The sequence below is a fragment of the Streptomyces sp. PKU-EA00015 genome, from assembly GCF_013387495.1.
GTDB lineage: Bacteria > Actinomycetota > Actinomycetes > Streptomycetales > Streptomycetaceae > Streptomyces.
On sequence record NZ_JABZEE010000011.1, the window covers coordinates 22,943 to 35,384 of the forward strand.

General features: G+C 72.2%; 11 protein-coding genes. 9 read left to right on the plus strand and 2 right to left on the minus strand.

What is annotated here, in order from left to right; translation table 11 throughout:
• Positions 1-61: 61 nt before the first annotated feature.
• Positions 62-802, minus strand: a complete 741-nt coding sequence (locus HW130_RS10725) for a bifunctional DNA primase/polymerase (protein WP_177149255.1) — start codon at positions 800-802, stop codon at positions 62-64.
• A gap of 496 nt (positions 803-1,298) precedes the next feature.
• On the opposite strand from HW130_RS10725, the gene HW130_RS10730 reads away from it, so the two are divergent.
• Both HW130_RS10730 and HW130_RS10735 read left to right on the plus strand, forming a co-directional pair.
• The gene (locus HW130_RS10730; protein WP_177149256.1) at positions 1,299-2,843 is read left to right on the plus strand and encodes a PP2C family protein-serine/threonine phosphatase; all 1,545 of its coding nucleotides are present in this window, start codon (positions 1,299-1,301) and stop codon (positions 2,841-2,843) included.
• Between the two features lie 129 nt (positions 2,844-2,972).
• Positions 2,973-4,433: an aminopeptidase P family protein gene (locus HW130_RS10735; RefSeq protein ID WP_177149257.1), complete on the plus strand. Its 1,461-nt coding sequence runs from the start codon at positions 2,973-2,975 to the stop codon at positions 4,431-4,433.
• A 27-nt stretch (positions 4,434-4,460) separates the two neighbouring features.
• Here the strand turns inward: HW130_RS10735 and HW130_RS10740 are convergent, their stop codons facing one another.
• Positions 4,461-4,913 carry an ATP-binding protein gene (locus tag HW130_RS10740; RefSeq protein WP_177149258.1) on the minus strand — a complete coding sequence of 151 codons (453 nt, stop codon included), beginning with the start codon at positions 4,911-4,913 and terminating at the stop codon, positions 4,461-4,463.
• 202 nt (positions 4,914-5,115) lie between these two features.
• On the opposite strand from HW130_RS10740, the gene HW130_RS10745 reads away from it, so the two are divergent.
• From HW130_RS10745 to pheA, 7 genes are all read left to right on the plus strand, one after another.
• Positions 5,116-5,898: a hypothetical protein gene (locus tag HW130_RS10745; protein ID WP_177149259.1), complete on the plus strand. Its 783-nt coding sequence runs from the start codon at positions 5,116-5,118 to the stop codon at positions 5,896-5,898.
• A gap of 95 nt (positions 5,899-5,993) precedes the next feature.
• Positions 5,994-6,740, plus strand: a complete 747-nt coding sequence (locus tag HW130_RS10750; RefSeq protein WP_177149260.1) for a YcnI family protein — start codon at positions 5,994-5,996, stop codon at positions 6,738-6,740.
• A gap of 31 nt (positions 6,741-6,771) precedes the next feature.
• Positions 6,772-7,428 carry an SCO family protein gene (locus HW130_RS10755; RefSeq protein WP_177149261.1) on the plus strand — a complete coding sequence of 219 codons (657 nt, stop codon included), beginning with the start codon at positions 6,772-6,774 and terminating at the stop codon, positions 7,426-7,428.
• A complete protein-coding gene (locus HW130_RS10760; RefSeq protein ID WP_177149461.1) occupies positions 7,428-7,874 on the plus strand; it encodes a copper chaperone PCu(A)C in 447 nt (148 codons plus the stop codon). The genes HW130_RS10755 and HW130_RS10760 overlap by 1 nt, the downstream gene beginning before the upstream one ends.
• Before the next feature lie 22 nt (positions 7,875-7,896).
• Positions 7,897-9,858: a copper resistance protein CopC gene (locus tag HW130_RS10765; RefSeq protein WP_177149462.1), complete on the plus strand. Its 1,962-nt coding sequence runs from the start codon at positions 7,897-7,899 to the stop codon at positions 9,856-9,858.
• A gap of 6 nt (positions 9,859-9,864) precedes the next feature.
• Positions 9,865-11,094: an iron uptake transporter deferrochelatase/peroxidase subunit gene (efeB, locus tag HW130_RS10770; RefSeq protein ID WP_177149262.1), complete on the plus strand. Its 1,230-nt coding sequence runs from the start codon at positions 9,865-9,867 to the stop codon at positions 11,092-11,094.
• Positions 11,095-11,138: 44 nt separating this feature from the next.
• Complete coding sequence (pheA, locus tag HW130_RS10775; protein WP_177149263.1) at positions 11,139-12,077, plus strand: prephenate dehydratase; 939 nt, start codon at positions 11,139-11,141, stop codon at positions 12,075-12,077.
• Positions 12,078-12,442: the final 365 nt, after the last annotated feature.

Consider the following 12,442-nt stretch of genomic DNA (forward strand, 5'->3'; position numbering starts at 1 on the left):
CAGTGGAGCACCGCATCCTGCGCGCGGGCCCAGCCGGGGGCCGGGCCCGCGGAGGGACCGTTCAGTAGGCGAGCCGGCTGCTTCCGCCCGCGTCCGGCGGATAGAGACCGCTCTCGGGTGCGCTGCTCGCGGTCGCCTCGACCAGTGCGTCCACGACCGCCTCCACGTCCGGCAGCCAGGGCGCGGCGGACCCGGGCAGGAGCGCCCGCTCCCAGCGCACCTGCCCGGCCCCCGTCTCCGAGGGAGGCAGCACCAGGTAACCGCCCTCGCCGTGGAAGCGCAGCGAACTGGGCACGCAGTCCTTGACGAACAGCAGCTCGCCGAGCTGCTCCAGGCTGTACGGGGCGACCAGCAGCGACCAGCGGGTGGGCGTGGCGACGACGGGCCCGAGCCGCATGTCCATCCGGTCGAGCACAGCCAGCGCACGGGCAGCCGGGACCGCGGGCAGGCTCAGCGCGCAGGGCGCCCGGCCTCCCGTGGCCAGCACGACCGGCGCGGTGGGCCGGTTGCTCCACCACCAGCGGATCATCCGCTCGTCGGTGGTGGCCGCCAGGATTCCCGGGTCGAAGGGGTGCGCGCCGGGAACGACGCACTCGGGGTCGGGACAGGCGCATCCGCGCCCGCGGTCACCGCCGCTTCTTCCGGAGCCGTCCGGGGAGTTGCCCCCCGAGGCGTTCAGTCCCACACCGGGGAGCACGGGCCAGCCCCACTCGGCGGCGCAGGTGAGCGCCGCTTCGAGCTGGATCGGCCCCTTCTTGCGCCGGTACCAAAGCCTGCGTCGCCTTCCGAGGATCTCGCGCATGAGCGCTCGTTCCTTTCCGTTGAACGCCGGGGTCCACATCACAAAACGTGCACATAGCTTCACTGTGCGTACAAATGCGTACTGATCGGCGCGTCACCGCCCGTGCCGCTGGCATGGGCGCCCCCTGCCGTACCTGCGGCAGGATCGCCGCCCGGGGGCTGAACGTCGGCTGTAGTCCATTAAACGTGTGGCGAGGGGTGGCGCGCGCCTGGCGCTTGCTGTCCCGCTCTGACTTTCCCCGCCACTCGAGGATGGGGCGCGGCCTTTGGCATTGAGACGCTCGGGCCCGCTGCCAGGTTCCGGGGGCGGTCCAACTGCCCCTGGCCATCACCGTCTACGTACACGTACCCAGCACGCTTGCAATGACGCTTCCCCTGGAGTCTGCACCCCGGGGTCCCCCTGCCGAACGCCCTCAGTCGACCGCAGACATCCGCCATCGGGTGCTTTTTTCGGCCAAGTTAACTGTCCCGCAGACACCATCAATCCCACCGGGACAATGCTGGACATCACCTTACGTGTGCGTGTAGATGTGGATGCATGGGTAGCGGCGCAGATGGACATGGGGGTTTGCGATGCTATTGAGCGAAACGCACCTGCCGGAAAGCCGGCAGCCGTGAGCGCCCCACACCTGCCGAAAGTGGCCGGAATCGATTCAACGGTTCCCGCGCCGATGCACACTGCCGCCCCGCTGCCCCCCGCCCCCGTCCCACCGCCCGCCCCGGGCGCGGTGATCCAGGACCGGCTGGCCGGCTGGGTATCCGACCTCACCACCCTCCACGAGCTCACCGAGCGGCTGATCCGGACCGCCTCGCTCGACGACGCGCTCGACGAACTGCTGCGCGCCGGCGCCGCGCTGGTCGGCGCCCGTCGCGGGATGGTCGTCCTCGAACCTCCCGGCGACCCCGCGCGCGACGGCGCGTTCGCCGCCGGCAGCGGCCCCGCGCGCACCAAGGGCCTCGGCCTCAGCCGCGCCGACCTCGGCCACATCGAGACCGTGCCGCGCGAGGTCACGGCGTACGGGTCGATCCTCGAAGGCCGCCGGCGCGGCGGCCCGGCACCCACCGTTCCGCGACCGGTCGCGCATCCCGATCTGCTCGCCGACGACGCCCTGCACCCGCTGCACCGCGAGGTCGCCGTCCGCCTCGGCTACGCCGCGAGCTACACGTCACCGCTGACCACCGAGGAGTCCGGCACGCTCGGCGCGGCCGTGTGGTTCTACGACGAGCCGGCCGCACCCGTCGAGCGCCAGACCCATCTCGTCGGCCTCTACACGCGCTACGCCACCGAACACCTAGCCCGCCTCCTGGAGCTGGAGCGCGCCCGGGCCACCGTCGCGACCGTGGCCGAGGAGCTGCTGCCCAGCCGGCTGCCCCGGGTGCCCGGCGTCCGGCTCGCCGCCCGGCACAGCGCCGGACCGCGCGGGGGCGGCGACTGGTACGACGCGCTGCCGCTGCCCGAAGGCGCGCTCGGCCTGGCGGTCGGCTCGGTGAGCGGGTCGGGCCCGAGCGCCCTCGCCGCCATGGGCCGCCTGCGCGCGTCCCTGCGGGCGTACGCCGTGATGGAGGGCGAGGACCCGGTCGCGGTCCTCTCCGACCTGGAGCTGCTGCTGCGCCTGACCGAGCCCGCGCGCACCGCGACGGCCCTGTTCGCGTACACCGAGCCGGCCGTCCGCAAGATCGTCCTGGCCGGGGCCGGGCACACTCCGCCGCTGGTGATCGGGAACCTGCGCACGGAGTTCGTCGAGACCTCGCTGTCGGCGCCGCTGGGCATGCTCGCCTGCTGGGAGGCGCCCAGTGTGGAGCTGTCCCCGCAGCCGGGAGAAACGGTGCTGCTGTACACCGACGGACTGCTCCGGCGCACCGGCGAACCGATGGACCGGGCTTTCGCCCGGCTGCACTCGGCAGCGGCGAGCGTGCCGAAGGCGGCCAGGAACGATCCTGCGGCGATCGCCGACCACGTGCTGCACACGATGCTGCCGGAGGGGCTGGACCGGGCGGACGGCGGCGAGGACGTCGTGCTGCTCGCCGCCCGTTTCGACTGATTCGTCGCATCTCACAGGACCGCCCCGGTCCGCCCTGCCTCGCACATACGATGGAGACGCCCCACGCCGCCGGAACGGCGGCCGGGCCCTATGACGTATCGCGAAGGCCGACAGGCCCAGGAGGCAGACGTGGCGGAGGAGCTCACCCCGGAGACCCCGGAAGAGGACGAGCAGCCGATCAAGCAGCGCAAGAACGGCCTGTACCCGGGCGTGTCCGACGAGCTGGCCGAGAACATGACGACCGGCTGGGCGGACACGGAGCTGCGGGATCTCGAGCCCGTCGCGCAGGCCGCACAGACCGCCGCCCGCCGCGCGGCGCTGTCCGCCCGGTTCCCCGGCGAGCGCCTGGTGATCCCCGCGGGCAACCTGAAGACCCGCTCGAACGACACCGAGTACAGCTTCCGCGCCTCCACCGAGTACGCGTACCTGACCGGTGACCAGACGGAGGACGGCGTCCTGGTCCTGGAGCCGAAGGGCGAGGGCCACCGGGCCACGATCCACCTCCTGCCGCGCTCCGACCGTGAGAACGGCGAGTTCTGGCTGTCCGGTCAGGGCGAGCTGTGGGTCGGCCGCCGCCATTCGCTGACCGAGGCCGAGCAGCTCTACGGCATCCCCGCCTCCGACGTGCGCAAGCTGCCCGACCGCCTGCGCGAGGCAACCGGCCCGGTCCGCGTCGTGCGCGGCCACGACGCCGGCATCGAGGCCGCCCTGACCGACAAGGTCACCGCCGAGCGCGACGAGGAACTGCGCGTCTTCCTGTCCGAGGCCCGTCTGGTCAAGGACGACTTCGAGATCGGCGAGCTGCAGAAGGCGTGCGACGCGACGGCCCGCGGCTTCGAGGACGTCGTCAAGGTCCTCGACAAGGCCCAGGCCACCAGCGAGCGCTACATCGAGGGCACCTTCTTCCTGCGCGCCCGCGTCGAGGGCAACGACGTCGGCTACGGCACCATCGCCGCCGCCGGCCCCCACGCCTGCACCCTGCACTGGGTCCGCAACGACGGCCCCGTGCGCTCCGGCGACCTGCTCCTGCTCGACGCCGGTGTGGAGACCACCACCCTCTACACCGCCGACGTCACCCGCACCCTGCCGGTCAACGGCCGCTACACCGACATCCAGCGCAAGATCTACGACGCCGTGTACGAGGCCCAGGAGGCCGGCATCGCCGCGGTCAGGCCCGGCGCCAAGTACCGCGACTTCCACGACGCCGCCCAGCACGTCCTGGCCGAGAAGCTCGTCGAATGGGGCCTGGTCGAAGGCCCTGTCGAGCGCGTCCTGGAGCTCGGCCTCCAGCGCCGCTGGACCCTCCACGGGACCGGCCACATGCTCGGTATGGACGTCCACGACTGCGCCGCCGCGCGCACCGAGAGCTACGTCGACGGCACCCTCGAGCCCGGCATGTGCCTGACCGTCGAGCCCGGCCTGTACTTCCAGGCGGACGACCTCACCGTGCCCGAGGAGTACCGCGGCATCGGCGTCCGCATCGAGGACGACATCCTCGTCACCGAGGACGGCAACCGGAACCTCTCCGCCGCCCTCCCCCGCCGGGCCGACGAGGTCGAGGCCTGGATGGCCGGCCTGCGCACGGGCTGATCGGGACCGACACCGAGGGCGCGCCGCTCAGGAGACTCCGAGCAGCGCGCCCTCGCGCCATTTCAGGATCTTGTCGAAGCTCACCACCGCGCCACGGCCCGGTCGGCTGCGCACATGGACGTGGTCGGCGAGCTGCTCGATCAGGCAGAGCCCCCGGCCGCTCTCCGCGGTGGACGGTGCGGTGTGGCCGCACGGCGAACCGCGCCGCGGGACGAACCCCGGCCCCGAATCCGCCACCTCGATACGGCACTTCTCGCCGTCCAGGAAGGCCGTCACCCGGTATCCCGCCGACGCGCCGCGCGCGTCGGCGCCGCCGCCGTGTTCCACGGCGTTCGCACACGCCTCGGTCAGGGCCACCGACAGGTCGTAGGAGACGTCGGGGTCGACGCCCGCGGTCTCCATGGCGCCGAGCAGCAGACGGCGGGCGAGCGGCACGCTCGCAGCCTCGCGCCGCAGATGGAGGGACCACCAGATGCTCATGCTCAGCCTCCCGGCCGCGGCTCGACATACCGATACGTATTGCCCGCGGGCACACTCGGTAAGCACAGGGTCGCCGCGACAGCCCTCGATCGGCGGATGCGAAGCCGGGCTTCGCGGTGTATGCCGACGGACCCGTCCGCAAAGGGGATCTTCCGGACCTGCTGTACGGACGCGAACGGCGCAGTGCGATGATGACCCGGCCATGTCGTCCACGCGCCACGCACGTGCCGGAGCCGGTCTGCGGCTTCTGAGGGCCGCGGTGTTCACCGCGGTCTGCGTCGTGCTGTCCGCGACGGGGCATGTGCTCGCCGCCTGCGAGGCGGTTGCGCTGTGGACGCTCGTGGCCGGGAGCGCCGGGGTCTTCGCGCTGGTCGTGCCGTTCGCGGGGCGGGAGCGTTCGCTGCCGGCCATCGCGGCCGTGCTGACCGCCGGACAGCTCGGGCTGCACTCCCTGTTCGCCATCGGGCAGAGCAGGCTGCACCTCGCGCAGACCGCCGACGAAGCGCTGATCAGGACGGCCGCCAAGCTGGTCTGCGGTGCGGGCGCCGCCTCCCTCACTCCCTCCGACGCGCGGCGCATCGTCACCACGGCGGGCATCGACCCGGCCGCGCACACCGGTCACGCGCATCTCGCCGAAGCGGCGGCCACGGGGCCGGAAGCGCCCTCGCTGGCCATGGTGCTCGGGCACCTGCTGGCCGGGATCGCGACCGGACTGCTGCTGCGGCGCGGGGACGCGGCGCTGCTGCGGCTCATGCTGCTGTCCGCCGGCTCGGCCCACGAGGTCGCCGGTGCGGCGCGGCTGCGTGCCCTGCGTGCGGCCGTCGTGCTCGTACGGGCCCTGTGCGCCGGTCTGCCCGGCGCGCCGGAGCGCCTGCCCCGCCCGTCGGCGCACACGGCAGGACCGCCCCCGCCGGCCGCCGGCGAGGTTCTTCAGCACACGGTGATCAGGCGCGGGCCGCCGCGCGTATTCGTCCTCAGCGCCTGATCGCGGCTCGCTCGACGGGAGCGGAGCCGCCGCGCCCGCGCACGCCCGTGCGCCGGCGCACCTCGTCTCTCCTTCACCGTGGAGTGTTTGCCAGCATGAACGTCTACCGCGCTGCCGCCGCTGCCGTCGTCGCCGCCGCCTCCGTCGTCGTCTTCTCCGGCACCGCCTGCGCACACGTCAGCGTGCAGCCGCAGGGCGAGGCCGCCAAGGGCGGCTACGCGACCGTCAACTTCAAGGTCCCCAACGAGCGCGACAACGCCTCGACCGTCAAGCTCGAGGTCAGCCTGCCCACCGAGCACCCGCTGGCGTCCGTCATGCCGCAGCCGGTGCCGGGCTGGAAGGTCGAGGTCACCAAGGCGAAGCTCGACAAGCTGCTCGAGGTGCACGGCAAGCAGATCACCGAGGCCGTCTCCAAGGTCACCTGGACCGCGGACGGCTCGAAGATCGGACCCGGCCAGTTCCAGCAGTTCCCGCTCTCCCTCGGTCAACTGCCCGAGGCCACCGACCAGATGGTCTTCAAGGCGCTCCAGACGTACGACAACAAGGAGGTCGTGCGCTGGATCGAGGAGCCGAAGGAGGGCGGCGAGGAGCCGGAGTCCCCCGCTCCCGTGCTGAAGCTCTCCGCGGCGGCAGAGGACCACCACGGCACGGGCGCGACGGACGCCTCGGCCGAGGACAAGAACGGCGGCCACGACGAGGAGGGCGCGCACAGCGAGTCGGCGGCGGCCTCCTCGTCCGACGGCACCGACTCGACGGCCCGCATCCTGGGCGTCGTCGGCATCGTCGTCGGCGCGGCGGGTGTCGCCTTCGGCGTCCTCGCCGGACGCCGCCGCAGCTCCTGAAACCCCGTCCACCACGTCTGGAACCTGCTCAATGCGTAAGAACACCTTGCTCGCGGCCGCGCTCGTCGTGGCCGCCGGGCTCACCCTGTCCGCCTGCGCCACCGGTGACGAAGTGGCCGCCAAGCCCAACTTCGACGTCTCGGCGCAGGAGAGGACCGAGGCCGCGACGGTGCTCGACAAGCCGTACGCCAAGCCGGACCTCGTCCTGACCGACACCCGTGGCGAGACGTTCGACCTGCGGGAGCGCACCAAGGGCAAGCCGACCCTGATCTACTTCGGCTACACCCACTGCCCCGACGTCTGCCCGCTGACGATGAGCAACATCTCCATCGCCAGGAAGCAGCTGCCCAAGGCCGACCAGGACAAGCTCCAGGTCGTCTTCGTCACCACCGACCCCGAGCGCGACACCCCCGCCGAGCTCGGCAAGTGGCTGCCGAGCGCGGGCGATCCGTCCTTCATCGGCCTGACCGGCGAGTTCCCGGCCATCCAGGCGGGCGCACGCGCGATCGGCATCGGCATCGACCCGCCGACGAAGGAGAAGGACGGCACCGTCGTCTCCATGCACGGCGCCCAGGTCATCGCCTTCTCGCCGAAGACCGACAAGGGCTACGTCCTGTACGGCGAGGACACCACGGCCGACGACTGGGCGAAGGACCTGCCCGCGCTGATCAAGGGCGAGAGGCCGTGATCCGCCGGCGTACGTCCCTGGCCGTCGCCGTCGCCGTGAGCGCCGGTCTGGCGCTGTCGGGCTGCTCGGCGGACGCCGGGCCGAAGCTGGCGGTCAGCGGCGCCTTCATGCCACAGCCCGTCGACGACATGGCCGCCGGGTTCCTCACGGTCGAGAACAGCGGGGGGAGCGCGGACACGCTCACCTCGGTCACGAGCGACATCTCGGACGACGTCACGATCCACCGGACGACGGACCGGAAGATGCGCGAGGTGGCGTCGTTCGACATCCCCGCGGACGGCAGGCTCGATCTCGAACGCGGCGGCAGCCACATCATGTTCATGGCGCTCAAGGAGCGGCCGAAGCAGGGCGACAAGGTCGCGGTCGAGCTGCACTTCGAGAAGTCGGACCCGATCACGGTGGAGGTCCCCGTCAAGGAGACCACCTACAACCCGCAACAGCAGTGAGCAGTGAGGGACTGATCGCATGATGACAGCCACCGCCCCGCGCTTCGGCCCGTCCCCGCTGCGGCGACTGCTCGCCGCGGTCGTGCTCGTCGGCACGCTCGTCGGCGCCCTGCTGTCCGGTGCGGGCCCCGCGTCGGCGCACGCCGCGCTGATCACGAGCGACCCGAAGGACGGGGCGGTGGTGGCCACCGCGCCCCAGGAGGTCACGCTCACCTTCTCCGAGCAGATCGCCATGGGTGACGACTCGATCCGCGTGCTCGAACCGAGCGGCAAGCGCGCCGACACGGACGAGATCCGCGACCTCGGCTCCGGCGGCACCGTCAGGTACGGCGTCTCCCTTCACGCGGGTCTGCCGAACGGCACGTACACCGTGGCCTGGCAGGCGGTGTCCGCAGACAGCCACCCGGTCTCCGGTGCCTTCACCTTCTCCATCGGCGCGCCGTCGAAGACCACCGTCGCGCTGCCCGACCAGGAGGCCGGCGGCGGAGTCGTCGGCGTGCTGTACGGGATCGCGCGCTACGCCGCGTACGCGGGCTTCGTCCTGCTCACGGGTGGTGCTGCCTTCGTGCTCCTGTGCTGGCGGCGCGGTGCGTCGGTGCGGCCCGTTCAGCGTCTCGTCGCCCAGGGGTGGGTGACGCTGACCGCGGCCACGCTGGCGATGCTGCTGCTGCGTTCGCCGTACACCGGCTCGGGCGAGCTCGCGGACGCGCTCGACCTCGGCGGGCTCGGGGACGTCCTGGAGACGAAGACCGGCGCCGCGCTCGTCTCCCGGCTGCTGCTGCTCGGAGCGGCCGCCCTCTTCGTCGCGGTGCTCTTCGGCGCCTATGCCCGCTCGTTTCCCACCACCACCCTGTCTGACGGCGCTCCGCGCCGGCCGGCCGATTCGCGCGAGGACGAGGAGGAACGCAAGGACCTCACCTTCGGGCTCGCCATGGGCGGCTCGGTCGTCGCGGCCGGGATCGCCGCGACCTGGGCGCTGTCGGAGCACGCGTCCACCGGCATCCAGCCGGGGATCGCGATGCCGGTGGACGTCCTGCACCTGCTGGCCGTCGCGGTCTGGCTCGGCGGGCTGGCCACGCTGCTGGTCGCGCTGTACCGCGCGCCGTCCGTGGAGCGCGAGGCCGTACAGCGGTTCTCCACGGCCGCGTTCTGGAGCGTCGTCGTGCTGGCGGCGACCGGGCTCTACCAGTCGTGGCGGCAGGTCGGCTCGTGGTCGGCGCTCACCGGGACTCGGTACGGACAGCTGCTCCTGCTCAAGATCGGCCTCGTGGTGGTGCTGGTCGCCGTCGCGTGGATCTCGCGGCGCTGGACCGCGCGCCTGTCCGAGGTCGCGGCGGCCGGACCCGCCGACGACGCCAAGACCGCGGAGGACGACCCCGCCGACGACGCCGACGCCGAGCCGGCCGACCCCGTCCGCGCCGCTCAACTCGCCCGCCAGAGGGCCGCGGTGGCCACGGCCGAACGCAGGCGCACCAGGGACGCCGACGCCGAGCGCTCCGGACTGCGCCGTACCGTGCTGGCCGAGACCGCGGTCGCGGTCGTCCTGCTGGCCGTGACGACGGTGCTCACGTCGACCGAGCCGGGGCGTACGGAGGAGGAGGCCGCGCGCGGCGGCGAGCGGTCGGCCGCTCCCCAGGCCACCGGGCCCGCGGAGATCGAGCTGCCCTTCGACACGGGCGGCGAACAGGGCAAGGGCACCGTACGGCTGAGCCTCGACCCCGCGCAGCCCGGATCGAACGAGATGCACGTGTGGACCGAGACGCCGGACGGCAAGCCGCTGGACGCCCCCGAGCTGAAGGTCTCGTTCACCCTGCAGGCCAAGGAGATCGGCCCGCTGCCCATCACGCCGGACCGGGTGGCGGCGGGACACTGGAGCGCGAGTGCGGTCCAGATCCCGATGCCCGGCGACTGGCAGGTCAAGGTGACCGTGCGCACCTCCGACATCGACCAGACCACCGTCGACAAGAACATCAGGATCGGCTGAAACGCAGTGAGCGACAACGACATCTCCAGGCGGCGGCTGCTCGGCGCCGCCGGCGCCGCGGGCGCGACCGGGCTCGTGCTCGGCGCCGCGGGCGGCGCCGCCGCGCACGCCGCCTCGTCGGACGCCCCGACGCCGCTGACCTCGGTCGGCGCCACCGGCGTCGCCTTCCACGGCACGCACCAGGCAGGGATCACCGACCCGCAGCAGGCCCACGGGCATCTGGTCGCCTTCGACCTCGCGCCCGGCGCCGGGCGCAAGGAGGCGGCCGCGCTGATGAGGCGCTGGTCGGCACTGGCGGCGGAGCTGATGGCGGGGCGGCCCGCGGGGGACGGTGACACGGGCGTCGCGCTCGACGCCGGGCCGTCGTCGCTGACCGTCACCTTCGGGTTCGGCCGCACCTTCTTCGACCGTACGTCCCTGATCGCCGAACGCCCCGTGGAGCTGGACCCGTTGCCGGCCTTCTCCTCGGACCGCCTCGACCCGAAGCGCTCCGACGGCGATCTGTGGGTGCAGATCGGTGCGGACGACGCGCTCGTCGCCTTCCACGCGCTGCGCGCGATCCAGAAGTCGGCGGGCGGGGCCGCGCGGGTGCGCTGGCAGATGAACGGCTTCAACCGCTCCCCGGGTGCGACCGCGAAGCCGATGACGGCCCGCAACCTGATGGGCCAGGTCGACGGCACCGGCAACCCCAAGCCGTCCGAGCCGGACTTCCGGCAGCGGGTCTTCGTGCCGCAGGCGACCGAGCACGCCTGGATGGCGGGCGGCTCGTACGCCGTGGTGCGCCGTATCCGGATGCTGCTCGACGACTGGGAGAAGCTGTCGCTGAGGAAGCAGGAGCAGGTCATCGGCCGCCGCAAGTCCGACGGCGCTCCGCTGACGGGCGGTACGGAGACGACGGAGCTCGCCCTCGACGAGACCGGTCCCGACGGAAAGCTCGTGATCCCCGACAACGCACACGCGCGCATCTCCGCGCCCGAGCAGAACGGCGGCGCCGCGATGCTGCGGCGGCCCTTCTCCTTCCACGACGGGATCGACGCCGACGGGACGCCCGACGCGGGGCTGATCTTCATCTGCTGGCAGGCCGACCCGCTGCGCGGCTTCGTGCCGGTGCAGCGCAAGCTCGACCGGGGTGACGCGCTGTCGCCCTTCATCCGGCACGAGGCGAGCGGACTGTTCGCGGTGCCGGGCGGGCCGGCGAAGGGCGAGTACGTGGGGCAGCGACTGCTGGAGGGCTGAGCAGGAGGCGTACGGGCGGGTCCGCGGCACATTAGGGTGACGGTATGTCGGCCACGCGCTACACGTATCTCGGTCCCGAGGGCACCTTCACGGAGGCCGCCCTGCGTACCCTGCCGGAAGCCGCGACCCGGGAGCTCGTCCCGATGGTCTCGGTGCCCGCCGCACTCGACGCCGTACGTGCAGGTGAGGCGGCGGCGGCGCTCGTGCCGATCGAGAACTCCGTGGAGGGCGGCGTCACGGCCACCCTCGACGAACTGGCGTCGGGCGAGCCGCTGATGATCTACCGCGAGGTCGTCCTGCCCATCGCCTTCGCGCTGCTCGTGCGCCCGGGCACCGAGCTGTCCGAGATCAAGACGGTGACCGGCCACCCGGTGGCCCAGCCGCAGGTGCGCAACTGGCTGCGGGCCCATCTGCCGGACGCGCTGTGGGAGTCGGCCGCGTCGAACGCGGACGGGGCGCGGCTCGTCCAGGAGGGACGGTTCGACGCGGCCTTCGCGGGCGCGTTCGCCGCGGCGACGTACGGGCTGGAGGCGCTGGTCACCGAGATCCACGATGCCGAGAACGCCGAGACGCGGTTCGTGCTGGTGGGCCGGCCGGCCCGGCCGGCGGCGCCGACGGGCTCGGACAAGACGTCCGTGGTGATCTGGCAGCGCGAGGACCATCCGGGTGCGCTGATGGAGCTGCTCCAGGAGTTCGCCGTACGCGGGGTCAACCTGATGCTGCTCCAGTCGCGGCCGACCGGCGCGGGCATCGGCAACTACTGCTTCGCCATCGACGCCGAGGGCCATGTCTCGGACCGCCGGGTGGGCGAGGCGCTGATGGGCCTGAAGCGGATCTGCCAGGAGGTCCGGTTCCTCGGCTCCTACCCCAGGGCCGTGGCGCCCGAGCAGGTGCGTCCGCTGCGCGCGGGGACGTCGGACGCCGAGTTCACCGCGGCGTCCGACTGGCTGGCGCGCTGCCAGGACGGCCGCGCACAGGACTGAGTCGTACCGGCAGATTTTCGTTGTCCACAAAACTTATCCACAGGCGCGGTTCTCGACCTGGGGACAAGTCGACAACGCATCACCGCATCGTCGACAAATCGGCCCAGGGCTCTCACTTCCCTCCACAGAGCGGCAGGTCGGTCCCTGTCACCCTCATTCCATTGATCAACCCTTCAGGGCGAGGAATTCCCACCCGAATGAGCGTGTGGGGACGGTTTGATCACCGAATCCTCGGGCACTCACGCACCTTACGGAATGATCAATTCCATAGTCCACAGACGGTTCACACACCCTGTGGATAACCGCGCTTCCCGCCGAACGCCTGTGGACAAGCGGTCCACGATCCGGACAGGGCCTGGAGAATT